Genomic DNA, 20011 nt, shown 5'->3' with positions numbered 1-20011 from the left:
TTTACTCTTTATACATCCCAACGGTAAGTTTCCCATCATCATCCATCATTGCGCGATACATTCCCGCGGTATTAAATTCCATGGAAATGTTTCCTAATCGATCTAGAGCGACTATTCCACCAGTACCACCTAGATCAACTAGTTTTTCTTGGATTACTTCTTCTGTAGCCTCTTCTAGTGTGCGGTCACCGTATTCCATTAATGCGCTTATGTCATAAGCTACTTGTGCTCTAATAAAAAACTCGCCATGTCCAGTACTTGATACACCACAAGTTTTATTGTTTGCATAGGTGCCACTTCCTATAATAGGAGAATCACCTATACGGCCATGTTTTTTATTGGTCATGCCGCCAGTGCTGGTTCCTGCTGCTATATTTCCGTTTTTATCGAGAGCAACACAGCCTACAGTACCATATTTAGAATCCTTTATAAAAGGATCTTCGATTTCTAATCGTGCAACTGTTTTCTCATCTTTAGCTTTTTCTCTTTCTAAGACGCGCTGTAAAGATTTGAAACGACGCTCTGTGTAGAAATATTTATTATCTACTATTTCAATGTTTTTGTCATCAAGGGATGTTGCAAAAGAGTCTGCGCCAGCTCCACTTAATAATACATGTTCAGAATCTGTCATCACTTTTCTGGCTAGTGAGATAGGGTTTTTTACAGTAGTTACACCAGCAATTGCGCCAGCATTGAGTGTTGTGCCGTCCATAAAACTAGCATCCAGAGAATTGATGCCGTCATGCGTAAAAACAGCTCCTTTTCCCGAATTAAAAAGTGGAGAGTCTTCCATTATTCTAATACTTGCTTCTACAGCATCCATGGCACTACCGCCATTTGCAAGAATTTCATGACCAGCTTTTATGGATTCTGTTAATTTCTCATTGTATTGCGCTTCTAGTTCTGGAGTCATGTTCTCCTTTTTTATTGTACCTGCGCCACCATGAATGACTATAGCAAATTCATTTGTTATTTCTTCTACTTCTAAAATGTTAGAATCTGTAGATGTTGTTGTGCTGTCATTAGTTTTTTGATAACAAGAAATCAATAAAACTGACATGAGCATGTATAGCAAGTTCTTCATAGTAATAGGGTTTAATATCTATAATTGCGATCTTTCTTTTTGTCGCTATGTTTCTTCTTATCATTAAGACGTTTTCGTTTAACAGACTTAGGTACAGTCCTTTTTCTACGTACTTTAATGATTACACTAGCTTTGGAAAGTATGGCTAGTAATTTTTTAAAAACCAGTTCTTTATTTTTGGCCTGACTTCTAGATTCTTGACAATTGACTTGTAAAACGCCATCGCTAGTAAGTTGTTTAAATAGCGCTGTTTTAATCCTTTCGTGTTCCGCTTTCGCGAAAGCGAGACTATTTAAAACATCAAAATACAATTGAACCTTTGTGGCCACCTTATTTACATTTTGTCCACCGGGACCACTGCTGGCTACTGCTTTATATTGCACTTCTTTATGTAGTTGTTCTATATTCATTAATCTAGCTGGTGTGCAGATTTTAATAAGTCGTTAACTGTTTTCACAGGGTTAAAAGTAATAAGAGGTACTTCTACAAAAATGGTGTTCCAGTATGCCATGCCGCCATTCCATAATCCTGGTAATTCTTGTGCTTTTATACACATTCCTTTGCGAGATTTATGAGTTATGAAACCAGTTTCTTCATCACAAAAATCCATGAGATTAAATTTGTTTCCTTTGTAATCACGTACACTACATATAAGATCTACCGGATTAAAGTGGGTAGCTTTTACGGCAATCGCTTGCTGACTTTTATTTTTAGGATCTATTTGCGCGCTTTCTATAATTTGAAGAGAGAGTTCGCCTTTTTGATTGTGAATCCAGAAAGGACCACCGCCAGGTTCTCCTTCATTTTTAACCATACCACAAACTCTCAACGGGCGGTTAAGTTTTTCATATAAATACTCTAATTGGTACTCATAAGCATATTTCTTATAATCTGTCGGTAGTACATTGTCGAGCTGTTGGGTGATAAAACCTTCTATTTCTAGTTTTAATTCATCACTTACTTCCTTGCTATCTATAGTTTTAAGGTAGTCATATGTTTTATTCCTAATTTGTATTAAATAACCGGCAAGAAATTTTTTGTATTCACTAACCTGCTTTTCATAAGCTGACGTAGTTACATTATCAATGTTCTTGATGAAAATCAAATCGGCGTCTAACTGATCTAGATTTTCTAGCAATGCTCCATGTCCAGCAGGACGGAAAAAAAGGCATCCGTTTTCTAGAACAATAGCTTCATTATTATCATCTACAGCAACAGTGTCTGTGCTAGCAGATTGATGTGAAAAACTGATCTCAAATCTAGTGTTTGTTTTTTCTTCTACTATTTTTTGAATGCGATCAAATTCTTCTTTAAAGTGATTTTTAAAAGCCGGTGCTATGGTAAAATGAAGTCTGGCTAGCTGATTACTACTAGCATATATAGAAGCTTCAAATAAATGCTCTTCAAAGGCTGTCGCTGTGTGGCCTTTGTATTTATGAAACGGAACTAAGCCTTTGGGCATTGAGCCATAGTTAGAACCGTTTTCAGAAAGCATTTCTTCTATGAATAGAATCTTTTTAGATTGTACTGGTTTTGCAGCCCAATCTGTATGTTTCCTTTTTAAAGATTTTATAATCTTTTTATAGAAAGGGAATTTTTCCATTCCTATAAAGAAAGTGAATAATTCTGGTGCTTTATTAAGGTTGATGTAACTATTTATAGAGTCTTCTTGTGGGTCAAACCTATTTAAAAATTCATGTAAAAATTTAAACATGCGTGTGGCAGCGCCACTTGCAGGAACAAATTTTATAACATCTAGATGTGATACTTGTTCTTCATAAAATTTAATCAACTCTATTTTATTAAGTTGTTTTAAAGAAATAATACCATCGTTTATTAAAGCAGGTCTATCTAACCTGACTATGGGGAATCCTTTTTTAAATCTATCTAACTGTTTATATAGTACTTCTTCAGAAATACCTTTTTCAATGAGTTGCTCTTTATGTTGGTCAGTTAACTTCATTAATTTGTAATGTTTTCAATGGCGGCTAGAGCATTTTTAAATCTATCTTCTCCAATGCCAGATATGATTACGTATTTTTTATCAAAATCTTGTAATCCTTGTTCAAAACGTTGAAACATTCCCTTGCGATCTTCTGGTTTATCTCTTAAATCGTCTGCGACCCATGGAATGTCAACATCTAGCAGTAAATATAAGTCATAATCACTTTTACTTACAGCTGTTTTAAGCTCTTCTGGTGCTTTGTCAAAATATGCTATGGAATACACGTAGGTTTCTAAGGCGTCTGTATCGCAAATTAGATAATCATTAGCTTTTTGAGCGGCTTCATTTTCAGTAATGCGTTGTCCTATTGTGATAGGTATTAAATCTTCATAAGTGCAAATTTTACCTGTTCGATCAAATTTTTCTTGGAGATATTCTCTGGCATACTCGTCTACTTTTACTGTTTTAAAATGATCGGTAAGTTGACGTGTGAGCGTGCTTTTACCAGTGCTTTCAGGTCCGTAAAGAACTATTTTTAAACCTTCGAAGGCTTTTTGTTGAGGTATTTTTTCCATTCTTGATAGCCGAAGATGGCAATAATAAAGAGAAATATATAAAGAAATGCGCTGAAACTATAGCCTTTGTAAAAATAGAGCGGTATAGATATAAGATTACCTAAAGCGAGAATGAGCCAGTGCTCAAGTTTGCGTCTAGCCATGAGCCACATTCCTGCAAAGAATATTCCGGTGGTGATCATATCTACATAAGAAACCCAATTTTCTAATCTATCGGTGATATAATAGAGTAAATAGATGGCTAGTCCTGTGCTTAGGGATATGACCATCGCTGTAACCCATTCTAGTGTGGCAGTTTTTGATATGGATACTTCCCTCTTGTTTTTATTACCGTTTAACCAGAAATACCAACCATAGACACTCATGATAAAATAATAACCGTTGATCACCATGTCGCCAAGTAGATTCCATTGAAATAATAAGTAGACGAAAATTAGCGTACTAATTATTCCAAAAGGAAACACTAGAACACTGTTCTTAAATGAATAATAAACACTGATTAGACTAATGACGAGAGCAGCTATTTCTAAAACAATATGCGATGTACTATAGTCTCTATACTGGCCAAAAATAAATTCTAAAACCTCCATTAAAAGAAAGGCTCATAATCATGACGGTCTGTTTTAACCACTTTCATGTAAAAGAGAACAGCTTTAGTCTCTTCCATACTTTTTGCCATTTCCTTAGTTAAGAAACTCATCATAGCAGTAAAATCTCCATAAATTTGTGTAGCTAATGGGTTTTCTAAGACCTGAAATTCAGAATCACGCAGCGTTTTTATGAATTTGATGATGTGTTGCTCATAATCATCTTGTAATGGCGACATAGTAAGTTCAATAGATGCTTTCATTTTTTTTGGTTTCGGTGTTACAAAGCTAGCCATTCCATTTGATATTCTCTTCAATTGCTGTTCCTACTACTACCATTTGTGCGCCTGCATCATAAACGGATCGTATATCTTGAACAGTTCGCAAGCCGCCGCCTACTATTAATGGAATATGAAGTTGTTGTGTTACTTCACGCACTATGTCTGTAGAAACCGATTTTAGAGCGCCGCTACCAGCTTCTAAATAAACTAATTTATTTCCCATAAGTTGTGCAGCATATGCATGATTCACAATAGAATCCGTATTGTGCTGTGGTAATGGCAGGGTTTGCGAGATGCGTTGCACGGCTGTCTCTTTGCCGCCATCTATAAGTAAATATCCAGTAGGAACAACTTCTAGATTTGATTTCTTTAATTTTTTTGAAGCACGGACTTGTTGTTCTATTAAAAAATCAGAGTTGCGTCCTGAAACTAGATTTAAAAATAGCAATGCATCCGCATTTTCAGATAGTTGATGGTGAGATCCCGGAAAGATAACGATCGGTATATTGCTATTTTCTTTTAATTTGTTAACCCATTTGTCAAAATTTACGTTCTCCATCGTGCTGCCACCTACAAAAAAATAAAATTGATCTATTTGTAGTTTTTCTTTAAGGTTGTGGATGGTTATGGAAACCGCTTTCGCGAAAGCGGGAATCGCATCCATCTCCATTTTTTCTGGATCTATAAGAATGGATAAACAGCGATTTGCTTGCTCAATTGTTTTGAGAATATCAAGCATTGCGAGATGGAATTACATAAACTAGCATGAAATTCTCGATTTCTTGAAAATAAACATCAAACTTTAAATTATCATTTTCATAAATAATACGAGAGATAGTTAAATCGCTACGCATTGTAAAAGGTTCTACTAAACAATGGGCTTTAAAGCCCAAACCTTTTTTACCGTAAAGTTTATACATGGATTCTTTTGCGCCCCAGACTACAGTAAGTTCTTTTATGGAATTATCGATAGAAGATATGAAATCTTGTTCGTAGCCTATAAACTTAGGAGCGATACGTTTTATTTTATCACGTTGCTTTTCTATATCTATACCTATGGGTACATCACTTATGATAATAGCTGTAAATTCATAACTATGTGTTATAGAAATATGCTTGCCATCTTCTAGATGGGGTTTACCGTTATCTGTGTAAAATAGTTGTAAATCACTATATCCAGCTATTTTAAGTAAATGTCTTATGCTCAAGAAACCTCTTCTATGCAGGTCTGAACTCATGGTGAATAACCTATTCTTAGAGTTTTCTGACAGTTCTATGTCAGTTCTTAGAAAGGCTTCAGTCTCAGTGATTTTCCAGATAAAAACCTCTGTATTCTCACGGTTGTTAAGGGAATGAAAAAGTGGCATAAAAACCGGTTGATTTTTTGTAAGTTTGCAGCCGCAATTTAATAAATAAAAAATGCTTTTAATTTGTTGATTTTGAATAGAATCAACGACTTATATATTAAAATAAAATTCTATGAGCAATAAAACAGTTCCTTACGTACCTAATAAAGTAAAAGACATGTCTCTTGCAGAGTATGGACGTTTAGAAATTCAACTTGCCGAGGCAGAGATGCCTGGTTTAATGTCATTGAGAGAAGAATACAAGGATGAGCAGCCACTTAAAGGCGCTCGTATAGCAGGATGTCTTCACATGACTATTCAAACTGCAGTTCTTATTGAGACTCTTGTCGCTTTAGGAGCAGATGTTACTTGGTCTTCTTGTAATATATTTTCTACACAAGATCATGCCGCTGCTGCTATCGCTGCTGCTGGTATCCCTGTTTATGCTTGGAAAGGTATGAATGAAGAAGAATTTAACTGGTGTATCGAGCAAACTCTTTTCTTTGGAGAAGATCGCAAGCCGTTAAATATGATTCTTGATGATGGTGGTGATTTAACTAACATGGTTTTTGATGAATATCCAGAACTAGCTGCTGGTATCAATGGTTTATCTGAAGAGACTACAACTGGTGTTCACAGATTATACGAGCGTATGAAGAATGGTACTCTAGTAATGCCAGCCATTAACGTTAATGATTCTGTTACTAAATCTAAGTTTGATAATAAATACGGTTGTCGTGAGAGTGCTGTAGATGCTGTACGCCGTGCAACAGATACTATGCTTGCTGGTAAGCGTGTGGTAGTTTGTGGATATGGTGATGTAGGTAAAGGTAGTGCTGCTTCTTTTAAAGGTGCTGGTTCTATCGTTACGGTTACTGAAATAGATCCTATTTGTGCATTACAAGCAGTTATGGATGGTTTTGAAGTTAAGAAACTTGAGAACGTGGTAGGTAATGCAGACATCGTTATTACTACCACTGGTAATAAGGATATTATACGCGGTGAGCACTTTGAGGCTATGCGCGATAAGGTTATTGTTTGTAACATCGGACATTTTGACAATGAGATAGATGTTGCTTACTTAAATACTAATCATGGTGACTCTAAAGTAGAAATTAAGCCACAAGTAGATAAGTATACTATTAACGGTAAAGACATCATACTTCTTGCTGAAGGCCGTCTTGTGAACTTAGGTTGTGCAACTGGTCACCCAAGTTTTGTAATGAGTAACTCATTTACTAATCAGACTCTTGCGCAAATTGAACTTTGGAATAATAGAGATGCTTATGAAAATGAAGTATACATGTTACCTAAGCATCTTGATGAAAAAGTAGCTGCGCTTCACTTAGAGAGAATGGGAGCAGAGCTTACTGAATTGAAAGAAGATCAAGCAGAATATATAGGCGTAAAAGTTGAAGGTCCTTTCAAGCCAGAATATTATAGATATTAAGAATTCTTAAATATTCTAGCCATTTGTTAGGAAATTCAAATAAATTGACTAACTTTTGGCATCGTAATTGCTTTTAAATAGTTACGCTTTCGCGAAAGCGAGATAAAATTAAAGAAGAAATGGATATAATAAAAGACGCAAATGAATGGCTAGGAGCATCGATGAGTAATATGTCGACTAGTGATAGAGTACATTCATCAAGAAAAGCAAAAGAGCTTATTCTAGGCCTTAATGAGATTTACAAGGAAACGAAAGATGTAGAGATAATGGATCTTATGAAATTGCTTACTGCAAAAAAACAAAAGATCGAAAAACGTCTTAAAGGAATTAGAGTATAATTCTCTATAAAAGTTAATAGGAATCCCGATAAAATGTATATGACATTTTATCGGGATTTTTTTTATCTCTTAAGTATCGCTCTTTGTTTCTTTCTAGAATAAAGAAACTTTATATTCGTTAATTCTAATGGACCCTTTATTATGAAGCAGTTTTTTATAGTTTTATTGATCGCATTGTGTATAACATCATGTAGTACAGATTTTCCTAAAAAAGAAGTGAAAACCACTCACCTTAGTGGTTTTATAATGGGTGGAAATGCAGCTGGTGTTTATGGTAAGGCAGGTCTTAAAATTACTGGTGATTCTATTAAAATGAATGACTGGCCTATTTCTAGACTAGTAACAAGTCTCAATACTCTTAGAGATACCTCTATAGTTGATCAGACAGGTTTTACTGATGTTTATAGTATTCAAATAGCAAATATAGGTGAGTTGGAAGAAGGTGCTTTTTGCGACTCTCTTATAGTAGAATTGGGTAGAGCTGGGCTTGCCAGGTAATTTGTCTTTAAATACCCTATCTAGTGCTTTATACCGCTCTTAATTTGGTTGATATATATGTTCCTATAGTAATGCTACTTTAGAAATAATAGTTGCTCAGGTAGTTAGTTTTGATGTTATTTATGTCACGATGGCATTATAATTATTCTGTTTATTTTATGGATATGCGCTTCTATTTTACTGAATTAGTGTAAAGTGGTCATGTGTTAGAATTCTAGTTATAGTCTATAAAACATAAAAAATCCCAAACCGAATAAATCGATTTGGGATTTTGTCTTTTAAAAAGAACTCGTTCTTAAGCCTCAGCTACAGGAACGATAGATACGTAAGATCTATTATTTCTTTTCTTAGTAAACTTCACTAGTCCGTCTACTCTTGCATGTAATGTAAAGTCCTTACCAGCATATACGTTTTCACCTGGGTGGTGTTCCATACCGCGCTGACGGATTAGGATGTTACCAGCGATTGCTGCTTGACCTCCGTAAATCTTAACGCCTAGACGTTTTGAGTGAGATTCCCTTCCGTTTTTCGAACTACCTACTCCTTTTTTATGAGCCATGATAATTTATTTTATGATCTGTATAAAATTCAGATACGGTTAAACTTATTTTTCTACTCCACCGTCTAGACGGTCTTGTAATTCTTGTAATTCATCCCATTTACCGTCCACTGCAAGCTGAGCTTGTTGTGGCCATGTAGTTGGTACGTGATTACCTCTTACGCCAGCAATGATTTCAGAAATGTTTGCTGGATCTGCTTTAGCAAGATCTGCAAATGTTGCGATACCAGCTTCTACTAGAGTAGATGCTATTTTAGGACCGATACCTTCAATTTTCTTAAGGTCATCTGCTTTACCAGCAGCTTTCTTAGCTGGAGCTTTTTCTGCTTTTGCAGGTGCTGCAGCTTTCTTAGATTCAGACTTCTTTCCACCAGATGCAGAAATACTTGAAATTTGAATTTGAGTTAGGTACTGACGGTGTCCGTTTTTCTTACGGTATCCTTTTCTACGTTTTTTCTTAAAAACGATTACTTTGTCACCTTTAAGGTGTCCCAGAACTTTTGCTTCTGCAAATGCTCCTTCTACAGCTGGGGCGCCGAGTGTGATGTTGTCACCATTACCTAAAAGAAGAACTTTGTCAATGTTAATTGACGCACCTTCATCTTCTTGTAAACGATGTACAAACAACTTTTGATCTTTCTCGATCTTGAATTGCTGCCCTGCTATCTCTACGATTGCGTACATAATTGTTGCTTATTATTATTAATTTCGGGCTGCAAATATAGTTCTATTAGCTTAGATACCAAAGTTATCAACAGATTATACAATTTTTTTATATCCTATTGATTTAACGGCTTTTGCTTTTCTCTAATATCCCTCGTATTCCATGATTTTTTATATAATGGTAAAATAACTAAAGGCAGTACTATTGAGGTGGCTAGACCAGATAAGAAGATAAATAATAATAAGGCAGCTTCTATACCTTCTCCTGCTATCGCAACTTGTTCTTTTAATTCTAAGCATAGCTCTGGATGTATTTCAAATAAATATATCGCCATAAAAATGGTATATAATATGGTAGCAATAAAACCTGCTTTGATACCAGCTACAAAACCATCCATATACTTAAACTTATTTGCATTCTTGTAGACATCTTTAATAACAAAGTAAATACCAGCACCTACTATTATAGCATTGAAAAAACTAAGATAGCTTTGTCCTGCATATCCTATAATGTCGATCAGTATAAAATAAATGATTAAAGCCGAAGCCATGAAGAGTGCGTACTTTATAGTATGTGTTGTTTTCATAATAATTGGTTTACTTCTAAAGTTCGAACATAGCTGTCTATTTATCAGGTATTTTGATTTTACTTTAACTCAATTATTGTAAAAAGCTTTTATTTTTGGGAAGTCTTTAATTTTTATGTAACATTTTATATAGATAAGACACTAACCACAATAAGAAACATAAAAACTATCAAATGAAAAAAATTGTTTTAAGTCTTGCGGTTGCTTTTGCAACAGCTACTGGTTTTGCTCAAGAGGTACAGTATACCGAGTATGACCTTGATAATGGACTTCACGTTATTTTACATCAAGAAAACGGCGCGCCAGTTGTAACTACAGGTGTTATGTATCAAGTAGGTGCAAAAGATGAAGAGCCTGGAAGAACTGGATTTGCTCACTTTTTTGAACACTTGCTTTTTGAAGGTACAGAAAATATAGAGAGAGGTAAATGGTTTGATATTGTTTCTGCAAACGGTGGTAGCAATAATGCAAACACTACCCAAGACCGTACTTATTATTATGAAACCTTTCCTTCTAATAATCTAGAAATGGGTTTATGGATGGAAAGTGAGCGTATGCTACATCCTAAAATCGAACAAATAGGAGTGGATACTCAAAACGAAGTTGTAAAAGAAGAAAAGCGTCAGCGTATTGATAATGCACCTTATGGAGCTATTATCTATAGAACTGGTATTGATAAACATTTGTTTAAATCTCACCCATATGGCCAGAGTGTTATTGGATCTATGGAAGATTTAAATGCTGCAAAGCTTTCTGAATTCCAAGATTTTAATGACAAATATTATAATCCTAATAATGCAGTGCTTGTTGTAGCTGGAGATATCGATATCAATGCTACTAAGAAGATGATCAAAGATTATTTTGGTCCTATCGAGAACAAGGCACCTAGAAATGTCCGTAAGTCTATTGTTGAACAACCTATTACTTCAACACGTTTTGCTACAGAGTATGATGCTAATATCCAGATTCCAGTTAAGATATTTTCTTACATCACTCCTAAATCTACAGATCGTGATGCTTATGTAATCGACTACATCTCTGCAGTACTTACAGGTGGTGCTAGTTCTAGAATGCAAAAAAGAATGGTAGATGAGGAGCAAATAGCTCTTCAGGTACTAGCTTTCGGACAGTCTAATCAAGATTATGGAACTTATACAATGGGTGCTCTTGCAAAAGGGGATATTGAGTTAAGTAAGTTAGCTGAGGTTATGGATGAAGAAATTGTAAAACTTCAAACAGAATTAATCTCAGAAAGAGAGTATCAAAAACTACAAAATCAATTTGAAGCTCAATATGTAAGCTCAAATTCTCGTGTAGAAGGTATTGCAGCGTCATTAGCTCGTTATAATATGTTAATGGGTGATACAAGTTTAATTAATCAAGAGTTAGACGTTTATAGAGGTATCACTCGTGAAGATATTAAGCGTGTTGCAAATCAATACTTAATGCCTAATCAAAGATTAGAATTAGATTACCTAGCAGGAACTGCTCCTACAGAAGAGGAGATGAAAGATGCCATGGACGATGTTAAAGTGGTAGATAATAAATTACAAATCAATAAGATTTACTTTGATAACGATAAGGCAGTAATTACAGCTAGTGCTAGTAAAGAATTAGATCGCATTGTTAACATGATGAATAAGAATGCATCAATGGAGATTCTTGCAGAAACGTACACAGATACCAAAGGAAGTGATGCTTACAATAAAACTCTTTCTCAAAAACGTGCAGATGCTGTAAGGAGTTATATGCTTGCAAAAGGTATTGCTGCTAACAGAATTAAAGCTGTAGGTCGTGGAGAAGAGAATCCTATTGTAGATTGTGAAAGCAAAAACTGTTCTGATGAAGAGTTAGAACAATCTAGAAGAACTGAATTTACCATTACAAAAAAATAATTACCACAATGAAAAAGCAACTTATATTTTTAATGGTACTATTCCTTACAGGAGCTACTGCCATTGCACAAATAGATAGATCACAAATGCCTACTTCTGGACCTACTCCAGAAATTAACTTAGGTAAACCTTACACATTTGAATTAAAGAACGGACTTCAAGTTCTTGTGGTGTCAGATAAAAAACTGCCTACTCTTAACATGAGTCTTGACCTTAATAACCCACCTGTTTTTGAAGGTGATAAAGCTGGAGTACAGTCTTTAACTGGTGCTTTAATAGGTAAAGGTTCTACAGAGACTTCTAAGGAAGAGTTTAATGAAAAGGTAGATTATCTAGGAGCAAATATCTTTGTAGGAGTTAACGGTGGTTTTGCTGGTGGACTTTCTAAGTACAAAGAAGAAATTTTTCAACTTTTTACTGAAGCAGCCTTTAAGCCTAACTTCACTCAAAAAGAATTAGACTTTGAAAAGTCTCAAGCTATTGAAGGATTAAAATCTGGAGAGAACAGTGCTGCTGCTATTGCTGGTAAAGTACGTAGTGCTTTAGTTTATGGTAAAAATCACCCAGCTGGTGAGTTTTCTACAGAGGAGACTATCAACTCTGTAACTCTAGAAGACGTTAACGCGTTTTATACAAATTACTTTAAGCCGTCAAATGGGTATTTAATCATCACTGGTGATATCGAGAAAAAAGAAGCTAAGAAGTTAGTAAAGAAATACTTTGGTAAATGGGATAAGGGAATGGCACCTAAACCAGTTCTTCCAGAGCTAGCTGATGTTGAGGAAACTCAAATCAACTTAATTGATGTGCCTAACGCAGTTCAAACAGAACTTGCTGTTATGAGTCTTTCTGAATTAAAAATGAGCGATCCAGATTATTATGCTGTTCTTGTAGCAAACTATGTATTTGGTGGTTCTTTCGGTTCTTACCTTAATATGAACTTACGTGAGGCAAATGGTTATACATATGGTGCACGTTCTAATATAGGTACAGGTAGAAACTATAAAGGAACTTTTAGTGCAACTGCAAAGGTGCGTAATGAAGTTACTGATAGCGCTCTAGTAGAGACTTTTAAAGAATTGAACAGAATTAGAGATGAGTATGTAGAAGATGAAATGCTTTCTACTGCAAAGGCAAAGTTCTTAGGTAGCTTTATCATGCAGTCAGAAGATAAGTCGGTAGTAGCGAGTCGTTCTATTAATATCGAGAAGAATGATCTTGATAAAGATTTTTACAAAAACTTTATTTCTAACATAAATAAAGTGACTAAAGAAGATGTGAAACGTGTTGCAAACAAGTACCTGAGCCCAGATAACTTACGTATCGTTTTAGTAGGTAAGGCTGCAGATATTCTTGAGCCTCTTGAAAAAATGAAATTAAATGGTAAAACAGTACCGGTTAAATTTTATGACAAAGATGCAAACGAGACAGAGCGTCCTTCTACTATAGAGATTCCTGCAGGTCTAACTGCTCAAACAGTTATGGATAACTACATCAATGCAATAGGTGGTAAAGATGCTGTGTCAGCTCTTAAATCTACTTCTTATTTTGCTGTTTACACAGCACCTATGGGTGAGTTGATTCTAGACGTAAAACGTGCAAAAGGTAATAAGTGGAACCAGACTATTAAAATGGGTGGTAATACTTTGGCAAAACAAACGGTTATGAATGGTAAAGCAAATGTAAGCGGTATGGGCGGCAGCCAAGAGTTAACTGGTGAAGATGCTACCATAGCGATGGAAGAAGCTATGTTTTTCCCAGAATTATATATGGCTGACAAAGCAACTCTTGCAGGTGCAGAAATGATGGGTGATAAGCAAGTTTACGTCATCAAATGGTCAGATGATAAGAAGACTTTTTATGATGTAAACACAGGTCTATTAGTTGGTCAGGAATCTCCTACAAAAACACCTCAAGGTGAGAAAGTGAGTGCTCTTATTCAGTTCAGCGATTATAAGGCAACTGGTGGAGTTCAGTTTCCTATGACTATTACTCAGCAATTAATGGGTAGAGATCTTGGTTTCAAAGTTCAGAAAGTACAAGTAAATACAGTTACTGACGCAGACTTTCAATAGACTAGAAATATTGATGTTGTTCCCGCTTTTGCGAAAGCGGAATTAAAATAAACTAAAATGTACCAAAAACGGCTTCTAGAAATAGAAGCCATTTTTTTATGCAATTAATTAAGAATCTACCAACCACTAAAATTAGGTGGTGTGATGTCTTTAAGATTAAGATAAACCAGTAACTGACCACGGTGGTGTGTTACATGATCCTGGAGTAAATTCATGAGCTGCAATTTTGATTTAGGTCCAGCAAAGAATTTTACAACCTCTTTTAATTCCTCATCTGTCGTGGTACTTATGTTGTTGTGTGCGTCATTAAAAGTACGCTGTAGTAAATCAATGATTTGCTTTTTATTAAAGCTGTAATAATCTTGTGACGCTGTTTCTGTCTCGCGTCTTGAGAAATGAGAGCTGTCTATCCAATTGATATTACCTTGAATATGTAAGAGTTGTTCTTTAAAAGACTTTTGGCGTGCAGTAGGTTTGTAATCATAAAACTCTTCTGGCATCGCCTCAGCAACAGCGATAAGGTAATCGCGTGAGTTATTCCATTTTTCTAAAAAAGCGCCTTTAACGGTTGTTTGTTGTGCCATGCTAGCAGTACTTGTAAATAATATGAGAGCTATAATTAACTTTTGCATTTCTAATTTTTAGTATGCTAAAAGTAATTATTTATTCTGAGCTAGATTATTTAGGAATTAACTACACCAGCGATAATAGCTATTATACCTACCGCAAAGCAGTAGTAAGAGAAGTAATGAAGTTTTGCTTTACGTACTAAGGATATCATCCAGGTACAAGCTAGTAACCCTACTATAAACGCTGCAAAAAAGCCAACAATTAAAGGAGTTGTAGATACATTTTCTATAATAGTATCACCTTTTACTACATCTAATAAATCCTTTGCGATTTTTCCAAAAATTAATGGAACAACCATTAAGAATGAAAATCGAGCGGCTTTTGCTCTATCATTACCTAGTAATACTGATGTAGAAATGGTTGCGCCACTTCTAGAGATACCTGGCAACATAGCTATGGCTTGTGATGCTCCTATAATTAAGGCATCTTTCCAGCTGACACCTTTCTCTGTTTTTTTTGCGCGACCTGCTAGAAATAACAGTAAACCAGTTATAATTAACATGAAGCCTACAAGTATAATTCTACCTTCAAAGAGTTCTTCTAGTTGTTTCTCAAATAATAAACCTACTATAACGGCAGGTATCATAGAAAGAACAATTTTAGAAGCAAATTGAGTCTCTTCATTCCACTTAAAAGCAAAAATACCTTTAAGTAATTCTATAATATCTTTTCTAAAAACGATAATGGTACTTAGCGCTGTGGCAAAATGTACTACCACTGTAAAGAGTAAATTCTCCTCTTTGTTTGCTATATCGGTTCCTAAAACGGCTTTCCCTAATTCTATGTGTCCACTAGAAGAAACAGGTAAAAACTCGGTAAGCCCTTGAATAACTCCTAAAACAAATGCGTCTATAGTCTCCATTTACTTTTTATCTGGATTTAAAAGAATAGCATACATCTCGATCCCAAAACCTGCAAGAACCATCATAGGTGCAAGTCTAATGCGTCTCCATGAGAAAATATCTTCATTAAAAACAGCAGGGTCTTCACTACCACCACCGGCCATAAGAGCAAATCCAGCAGCAATAACTACGAGTCCTATAACCATCCATAGATAGTTTTTCTTTTTGAAAACAAATTCAAAATTAGGCTTGATATTCTCTTCTACTTCGACAGCCTCTTGTCTATCAAGAGGTTTAGAAGCTTTATGGTAAGATTCTTTAATGATTCCTTTTTTCATTTTTATAATATTGCCATTCCGCATCAATCGCAGAATCTGTTTATATTTTCTCAGTTTTCATTCCCCAATCCTAAAGGTTGAGAAGACTTTACTTTAATTTCTCCTTATAGAAACCTGCCCTTTAATGCTAGGGAAAGGTTTCTTACCTAGTAATACAACTGATCTGTTTTTAAATTCAAATAACGAGTTGTTGCAAAAAATGTACTGATCAAACTTATTAATATTCCGAAAACTAAGACACCAACAAATAGAATAGTCAGCATTTCATAATTTTCAAGTATTTCTAATTCTGGCACAAAACCGTCTGCATAATAAACTACTACGGCTAGTAATCCTAGAGCTAGTATGGCAGCGATTAATCCTAATTTTATGCTAGTCATGATAAATGGTCTGCGTATAAACCCTTTGGTAGCGCCTACCATTTGCATGGTTTTTATAGTAAAACGTTTGGCATAAACGCTTAGTCTTATAGAACTGTTGATTAATAAAAATGCGATTAAAACAAAAATTCCAGACACGATAAGCATCCAGAAAGAGATGCGCTTTACATTTTTGTTAAGTAAAGAAACCAGTGGTTTATCATAGCTTACTTCTTGCACGTATTCTTTTGCAGCAAGATCATCTGCGATTTGTTGTATCTCGGTTGCGGTAACAAAATTTGCATTGAGTCGCACATCTATAGAGTTAGGGATAGGGTTAAATCCATCTAATTTTGCAATAAAATCTTCTCCTAGATCTTCTTTGGTACGTTGCGCACCTTCTTCACTACTCACAAAAACAGCATTCTTTGTATAGTCTGCCATTTGTAGTGTTTTTTCTAGTTGTCGCATGTCCACATCCTTTGCGGTGTCCTTAAAATAGATAGACATAGGCACCTGCTCACGGAAATAATCGGCTAGTTTCTGGCTGTTAAGCAAGAAAAAACCTTGTAAACCTAGCATGAATAAAACCAGAAACAAGCTGATTACCACCCAAAAATAGGAGCTGAATAAACGACGTTTCTGATAACTGGACTGTGATGACATAAATTTTACAACGACTAGAATTGATTTACAAAAATAACAAAGTAACACACCTAGAACGATTTCCAGATAGTTATTTTATCTCACAAACGGTATAACTTGTTTTTTAGTCTTTAATTATTGACAAAATGGGGTGGATATGGTACTCAATAACCATTTTCTATCTCAAAACTTATTTAATACCACAATTCACAAACGCTTTAGTATTTTTGCTACTTACAAGAAGAAACTATGTTACTCTACGATCACAAAGAAATAGAAGCAAAATGGCAAAAACATTGGGCTGCTAATAAGACTTTTAAAGCTACAAATAACTCTGATAAACCTAAATTCTATGCACTCGATATGTTTCCATATCCTAGTGGTGCTGGGCTACACGTAGGGCATCCGTTAGGTTATATTGCTAGTGATATTGTGTCTCGTTATAAGCGTCACAAGGGTTTTAATGTCTTGCACCCTATGGGTTATGATAGTTTTGGACTACCTGCAGAGCAGTATGCGATACAGACAGGTCAACATCCTGCAGAGACTACTAAAACTAACATAGAAGGTGGTACAGATAAGTCTGGAAACAAAATTGCCGGATACCGCAATCAGATGGACCGCATTGGTTTTAGTTTTGACTGGGATCGTGAGGTAAGAACTTCTTCGCCAGATTATTATAAATATACACAAGAGATTTTTATCATGCTTTTTGACAGCTGGTATGATAATGATGCAGATAAGGCGCAACCTATTAGTTTGTTAGAATCTCGCTTTCGCGAAAGCGGAACAAATAACATCAACGCTGCCACAGAAGAAGATTTGAGACACTTCACAGCTGCAGAGTGGAATGCGTTTACAGAAAAAGAGCAACAGGAGATATTGCTTGATTATAGATTAACTTTTCTTGCAGATACGGAAGTAAACTGGTGTCCAGGACTAGGAACAGTTTTGGCAAATGATGAGATCGTAAACGGCGTTTCAGAACGTGGTGGACATCCTGTAGTGCGTAAAAAAATGCGTCAGTGGATGATGAGAATTAGCGCATTTGCAGAGCGTTTATTAACAGGTCTAGAAGGATTAGACTGGGCAGAATCTATCAAAGAAATACAACGCAACTGGATCGGGAAATCTGTAGGTGCGATGGTGTCTTTTCAATTAGATGACCATAAAATAGATGTATTTACAACGCGTCCAGATACCATCTACGGAGTTACATTCATGACACTTGCTCCAGAACATGAGCTAGTAGATCAAATTACTACTGCGGCACAAAAAGACGCGGTAGAAGCTTATAAAAAAGCAACAGCAGCACGATCAGAAAGAGAACGCATGGCCGATGTGAAGACCATTTCTGGAGTATTCACAGGAGCATATGCTACGCATCCATTAAGTGGTGAGCCAGTACCGGTATGGATCGGTGATTATGTTTTGGCTGGTTATGGTACTGGTGCGGTTATGGCAGTACCGTGTGGTGATGAGCGTGATTATGCATTTGCCAATTACTTTGCAGGTCAGGAAGGAATGCCAGCGATCAAGAATATTTTTGATGGTGTGGATATATCTGAAGAGGCTTATGGAGCAAAAGATAAAACACCGCTTTGTAACAGTGATTTCTTAAACGGAATGAGTTATCAGACTGGTGCAATGGCAGCAGCGATTGAGAAATTAGAAGAAGTAGGATCTGGAAAAGGAAAAACCAATTACCGATTGCGTGATGCGGTATTTTCTAGACAGCGTTATTGGGGAGAGCCATTCCCAGTATATTATAAGGACGGATTGCCACAAATGATAGATAGCAAGCACTTGCCTATCGCATTACCAGAGGTAGATGAATATTTACCTACTGAAGATGGTGCGCCGCCATTAGGTCGTGCAACAACATGGAGCTGGTGTACTCAAGAAAATAAAGTAGTTTCTAACGATGACGATCGCGATTGTGTGTATCCACTAGAATTGAACACCATGCCAGGTTGGGCAGGTAGTTCATGGTACATGTTTAGATATATGGATGCTAATAATGAAAACGAAATGTTTTCTAAGGAAGCACAAGAATACTGGAATAACGTAGATCTATATATAGGAGGTAGCGAGCACGCGACAGGTCACTTATTGTACAGTAGATTTTGGGTAAAATTATTACACGATCTAGGTAAAGTCACTGTAGAAGAACCGTTCCAAAAGATGATCAATCAAGGAATGATTTTGGGTGAGAGTGCTTTTATCAATTACTTGGATATAGGCTACAAAAATCAGGAAGGACAATTTAAGCAGTTGGTTTGTCAAATAATTATTAATTCTTCTTACGCTAAAACACTACCTGAAGAAGGGCTGCTTACGGAATTACCTCAAATACTGATAGATCATATTATTGAAACAACAGATTTATATCGAGAATTTAATAAGGTGCCAGATGACATAACTTTAATATTTAAAAATTTTCAATCATCACATTTGCCAGTTGAGTATGTAAATATAGATAACACTGTAAATCTTTCTGACATGCCTGATGCTGAAAGGTTTAAGTGGACTCAGAATGCTTATTATTTTAATGATAATACGTTAACTAGAAGCGATAAGATCGAAACTTTACGCGAAGTTGAAAAAATGTCCAAGTCCAAGTTTAACGTTGTAAATCCAGATAATATTTGCAATCAGTATGGAGCAGATACCTTGCGTTTGTATGAGATGTTTCTAGGTCCGCTAGAACAAGCAAAACCATGGAATACTGCTGGTATTACAGGAGTTTATGGTTTTATGAAAAAACTATGGAAACTGTATCATAACGATGCTGGTTTTTCTGTTAGTGATGAAAAAGCATCACCAGATAGTATGAAAACCTTGCACAAGACCATTAAAAAAGTGCAAGATGATATTGAGAACTTCTCATTTAATACCAGCGTGAGTAGTTTCATGATTGCGGTAAATGAGTTAACTGCTCAAAAATGTAATAGTCGTGAAGTGTTAGAACCACTTGCTGTTCTTGTATCACCATATGCACCACACATCGCAGAGGAATTATGGTCACTATTAGGTCATAACGAGTCGATAAGTGAAGCGCCTTTCCCAGTTTTTGATGAAAAGCACTTGGTAGAAAGTAGTAAGACGTATCCTATTTCTTTTAACGGTAAAATGAAATTTACACTGGATTTACCAGTAGATGTTTCAAAAGACGAGTTGGAGAAAATGGTGCTGGCTAACGAGAAAGTACAACAGCAATTAGAAGGAAAACAAATACGTAAAACGATTATTGTACCTGGTAAGATTGTGAACTTTGTAGTGGGGTAGTTTTTTAAACATTTGATAATAAAAAA

Annotated in this window: 21 protein-coding genes; 6 read left to right on the top strand and 15 right to left on the bottom strand. The window is 35.7% G+C overall.

Annotated elements, in window-relative coordinates; all coding sequences use genetic code 11:
* Window position 1: 1 nt before the first annotated feature.
* The 8 genes from ACJJVJ_RS09575 to ACJJVJ_RS09540 are packed head-to-tail and all read right to left on the bottom strand — an operon-like array spanning window position 2 to window position 5839.
* The gene (locus ACJJVJ_RS09575) at window positions 2-1084 is read right to left on the bottom strand and encodes an isoaspartyl peptidase/L-asparaginase family protein (protein ID WP_405370025.1); all 1083 of its coding nucleotides are present in this window, start codon (window positions 1082-1084) and stop codon (window positions 2-4) included.
* An 11-nt stretch (window positions 1085-1095) separates the two neighbouring features.
* On the bottom strand, window positions 1096-1494 hold the full coding sequence (arfB, locus tag ACJJVJ_RS09570; protein ID WP_104514322.1) for an alternative ribosome rescue aminoacyl-tRNA hydrolase ArfB: 399 nt from the start codon (window positions 1492-1494) through the stop codon (window positions 1096-1098).
* Window positions 1494-3047: a DUF4301 family protein gene (locus tag ACJJVJ_RS09565; protein ID WP_405370024.1), complete on the bottom strand. Its 1554-nt coding sequence runs from the start codon at window positions 3045-3047 to the stop codon at window positions 1494-1496. Before ACJJVJ_RS09565 ends, arfB begins: the two co-directional genes overlap by 1 nt.
* Entirely contained in the window at window positions 3047-3604 is a 558-nt protein-coding gene (locus ACJJVJ_RS09560) for an AAA family ATPase (protein WP_405370023.1), read from the bottom strand. Before ACJJVJ_RS09560 ends, ACJJVJ_RS09565 begins: the two co-directional genes overlap by 1 nt.
* Window positions 3565-4194: a nicotinamide riboside transporter PnuC gene (gene pnuC / locus ACJJVJ_RS09555; RefSeq protein ID WP_405370022.1), complete on the bottom strand. Its 630-nt coding sequence runs from the start codon at window positions 4192-4194 to the stop codon at window positions 3565-3567. The genes ACJJVJ_RS09560 and pnuC overlap by 40 nt, the downstream gene beginning before the upstream one ends.
* Window positions 4194-4454 carry a hypothetical protein gene (locus ACJJVJ_RS09550; RefSeq protein ID WP_405370021.1) on the bottom strand — a complete coding sequence of 87 codons (261 nt, stop codon included), beginning with the start codon at window positions 4452-4454 and terminating at the stop codon, window positions 4194-4196. Before ACJJVJ_RS09550 ends, pnuC begins: the two co-directional genes overlap by 1 nt.
* A 25-nt stretch (window positions 4455-4479) precedes the next feature.
* The gene (locus tag ACJJVJ_RS09545; protein ID WP_405370020.1) at window positions 4480-5211 is read right to left on the bottom strand and encodes a geranylgeranylglyceryl/heptaprenylglyceryl phosphate synthase; all 732 of its coding nucleotides are present in this window, start codon (window positions 5209-5211) and stop codon (window positions 4480-4482) included.
* On the bottom strand, window positions 5204-5839 hold the full coding sequence (locus ACJJVJ_RS09540) for a 4'-phosphopantetheinyl transferase superfamily protein (RefSeq protein WP_104514328.1): 636 nt from the start codon (window positions 5837-5839) through the stop codon (window positions 5204-5206). Before ACJJVJ_RS09540 ends, ACJJVJ_RS09545 begins: the two co-directional genes overlap by 8 nt.
* Before the next feature lie 112 nt (window positions 5840-5951).
* Between ACJJVJ_RS09540 and ahcY the strand changes: the two genes are divergently transcribed.
* The 3 genes from ahcY to ACJJVJ_RS09525 all read left to right on the top strand — a co-directional run bounded on the left by ahcY (window position 5952) and on the right by ACJJVJ_RS09525 (window position 8104).
* Entirely contained in the window at window positions 5952-7268 is a 1317-nt protein-coding gene (gene ahcY, locus ACJJVJ_RS09535) for an adenosylhomocysteinase (protein WP_104514329.1), read from the top strand.
* A 119-nt stretch (window positions 7269-7387) separates the two neighbouring features.
* On the top strand, window positions 7388-7606 hold the full coding sequence (locus ACJJVJ_RS09530; RefSeq protein ID WP_104514330.1) for a hypothetical protein: 219 nt from the start codon (window positions 7388-7390) through the stop codon (window positions 7604-7606).
* 141 nt (window positions 7607-7747) lie between these two features.
* Window positions 7748-8104 carry a hypothetical protein gene (locus ACJJVJ_RS09525; RefSeq protein WP_104514331.1) on the top strand — a complete coding sequence of 119 codons (357 nt, stop codon included), beginning with the start codon at window positions 7748-7750 and terminating at the stop codon, window positions 8102-8104.
* A gap of 295 nt (window positions 8105-8399) precedes the next feature.
* Here the strand turns inward: ACJJVJ_RS09525 and rpmA are convergent, their stop codons facing one another.
* The 3 genes from rpmA to ACJJVJ_RS09510 form a co-directional block, all read right to left on the bottom strand.
* Window positions 8400-8663, bottom strand: a complete 264-nt coding sequence (gene rpmA, locus ACJJVJ_RS09520) for a 50S ribosomal protein L27 (protein ID WP_104514332.1) — start codon at window positions 8661-8663, stop codon at window positions 8400-8402.
* A gap of 45 nt (window positions 8664-8708) precedes the next feature.
* The gene (gene rplU / locus ACJJVJ_RS09515; protein ID WP_405370019.1) at window positions 8709-9347 is read right to left on the bottom strand and encodes a 50S ribosomal protein L21; all 639 of its coding nucleotides are present in this window, start codon (window positions 9345-9347) and stop codon (window positions 8709-8711) included.
* 95 nt (window positions 9348-9442) lie between these two features.
* Window positions 9443-9913: a hypothetical protein gene (locus ACJJVJ_RS09510; protein ID WP_405370018.1), complete on the bottom strand. Its 471-nt coding sequence runs from the start codon at window positions 9911-9913 to the stop codon at window positions 9443-9445.
* A gap of 173 nt (window positions 9914-10086) precedes the next feature.
* Between ACJJVJ_RS09510 and ACJJVJ_RS09505 the strand changes: the two genes are divergently transcribed.
* Window positions 10087-11808 carry an insulinase family protein gene (locus ACJJVJ_RS09505; protein ID WP_104514334.1) on the top strand — a complete coding sequence of 574 codons (1722 nt, stop codon included), beginning with the start codon at window positions 10087-10089 and terminating at the stop codon, window positions 11806-11808.
* Between the two features lie 8 nt (window positions 11809-11816).
* Window positions 11817-13883: a M16 family metallopeptidase gene (locus tag ACJJVJ_RS09500; protein ID WP_405370017.1), complete on the top strand. Its 2067-nt coding sequence runs from the start codon at window positions 11817-11819 to the stop codon at window positions 13881-13883.
* A gap of 116 nt (window positions 13884-13999) precedes the next feature.
* On the opposite strand, the gene ACJJVJ_RS09495 is transcribed toward ACJJVJ_RS09500, so the two are convergent.
* From ACJJVJ_RS09495 to ACJJVJ_RS09480, 4 genes are all read right to left on the bottom strand, one after another.
* Window positions 14000-14515, bottom strand: a complete 516-nt coding sequence (locus tag ACJJVJ_RS09495) for a DinB family protein (protein ID WP_405370016.1) — start codon at window positions 14513-14515, stop codon at window positions 14000-14002.
* 50 nt (window positions 14516-14565) lie between these two features.
* Window positions 14566-15375, bottom strand: coding sequence for an undecaprenyl-diphosphate phosphatase (locus tag ACJJVJ_RS09490; RefSeq protein WP_405370015.1), 810 nt, complete (start codon window positions 15373-15375; stop codon window positions 14566-14568).
* Window positions 15376-15693: a DUF3098 domain-containing protein gene (locus tag ACJJVJ_RS09485; protein WP_104514338.1), complete on the bottom strand. Its 318-nt coding sequence runs from the start codon at window positions 15691-15693 to the stop codon at window positions 15376-15378.
* A 146-nt stretch (window positions 15694-15839) separates the two neighbouring features.
* Entirely contained in the window at window positions 15840-16718 is an 879-nt protein-coding gene (locus ACJJVJ_RS09480) for an ABC transporter permease (RefSeq protein WP_104514339.1), read from the bottom strand.
* A 228-nt stretch (window positions 16719-16946) separates the two neighbouring features.
* On the opposite strand from ACJJVJ_RS09480, the gene ACJJVJ_RS09475 reads away from it, so the two are divergent.
* Window positions 16947-19985: a leucine--tRNA ligase gene (locus ACJJVJ_RS09475; protein WP_405370014.1), complete on the top strand. Its 3039-nt coding sequence runs from the start codon at window positions 16947-16949 to the stop codon at window positions 19983-19985.
* Window positions 19986-20011: the final 26 nt, after the last annotated feature.

Origin of the sequence: Nonlabens sp. Asnod2-A12 (assembly GCF_045063745.1) — a bacterium.
GTDB lineage: Bacteria > Bacteroidota > Bacteroidia > Flavobacteriales > Flavobacteriaceae > Nonlabens > Nonlabens xylanidelens.
Note: the sequence above shows the minus strand (reverse complement) of the source record. Positions and strands in the feature narration are given on the sequence as shown.

Excerpts from the sequence above, each read along its gene's own strand:
- ACJJVJ_RS09575 (WP_405370025.1), bottom strand. The coding sequence starts at position 1,084 with ATGAAGAACTTGCTATACATGCTCATGTCAGTTTTATTGATTTCTTGT.
- arfB (WP_104514322.1), bottom strand. The coding sequence starts at position 1,494 with ATGAATATAGAACAACTACATAAAGAAGTGCAATATAAAGCAGTAGCC.
- ACJJVJ_RS09565 (WP_405370024.1), bottom strand. The coding sequence starts at position 3,047 with ATGAAGTTAACTGACCAACATAAAGAGCAACTCATTGAAAAAGGTATT.
- ACJJVJ_RS09560 (WP_405370023.1), bottom strand. The coding sequence starts at position 3,604 with ATGGAAAAAATACCTCAACAAAAAGCCTTCGAAGGTTTAAAAATAGTT.
- pnuC (WP_405370022.1), bottom strand. The coding sequence starts at position 4,194 with ATGGAGGTTTTAGAATTTATTTTTGGCCAGTATAGAGACTATAGTACA.
- ACJJVJ_RS09550 (WP_405370021.1), bottom strand. The coding sequence starts at position 4,454 with ATGAAAGCATCTATTGAACTTACTATGTCGCCATTACAAGATGATTAT.
- ACJJVJ_RS09545 (WP_405370020.1), bottom strand. The coding sequence starts at position 5,211 with ATGCTTGATATTCTCAAAACAATTGAGCAAGCAAATCGCTGTTTATCC.
- ACJJVJ_RS09540 (WP_104514328.1), bottom strand. The coding sequence starts at position 5,839 with ATGCCACTTTTTCATTCCCTTAACAACCGTGAGAATACAGAGGTTTTT.
- ahcY (WP_104514329.1), top strand. The coding sequence starts at position 5,952 with ATGAGCAATAAAACAGTTCCTTACGTACCTAATAAAGTAAAAGACATG.
- ACJJVJ_RS09530 (WP_104514330.1), top strand. The coding sequence starts at position 7,388 with ATGGATATAATAAAAGACGCAAATGAATGGCTAGGAGCATCGATGAGT.
- ACJJVJ_RS09525 (WP_104514331.1), top strand. The coding sequence starts at position 7,748 with ATGAAGCAGTTTTTTATAGTTTTATTGATCGCATTGTGTATAACATCA.
- rpmA (WP_104514332.1), bottom strand. The coding sequence starts at position 8,663 with ATGGCTCATAAAAAAGGAGTAGGTAGTTCGAAAAACGGAAGGGAATCT.
- rplU (WP_405370019.1), bottom strand. The coding sequence starts at position 9,347 with ATGTACGCAATCGTAGAGATAGCAGGGCAGCAATTCAAGATCGAGAAA.
- ACJJVJ_RS09510 (WP_405370018.1), bottom strand. The coding sequence starts at position 9,913 with ATGAAAACAACACATACTATAAAGTACGCACTCTTCATGGCTTCGGCT.
- ACJJVJ_RS09505 (WP_104514334.1), top strand. The coding sequence starts at position 10,087 with ATGAAAAAAATTGTTTTAAGTCTTGCGGTTGCTTTTGCAACAGCTACT.
- ACJJVJ_RS09500 (WP_405370017.1), top strand. The coding sequence starts at position 11,817 with ATGAAAAAGCAACTTATATTTTTAATGGTACTATTCCTTACAGGAGCT.
- ACJJVJ_RS09495 (WP_405370016.1), bottom strand. The coding sequence starts at position 14,515 with ATGCAAAAGTTAATTATAGCTCTCATATTATTTACAAGTACTGCTAGC.
- ACJJVJ_RS09490 (WP_405370015.1), bottom strand. The coding sequence starts at position 15,375 with ATGGAGACTATAGACGCATTTGTTTTAGGAGTTATTCAAGGGCTTACC.
- ACJJVJ_RS09485 (WP_104514338.1), bottom strand. The coding sequence starts at position 15,693 with ATGAAAAAAGGAATCATTAAAGAATCTTACCATAAAGCTTCTAAACCT.
- ACJJVJ_RS09480 (WP_104514339.1), bottom strand. The coding sequence starts at position 16,718 with ATGTCATCACAGTCCAGTTATCAGAAACGTCGTTTATTCAGCTCCTAT.
- ACJJVJ_RS09475 (WP_405370014.1), top strand. The coding sequence starts at position 16,947 with ATGTTACTCTACGATCACAAAGAAATAGAAGCAAAATGGCAAAAACAT.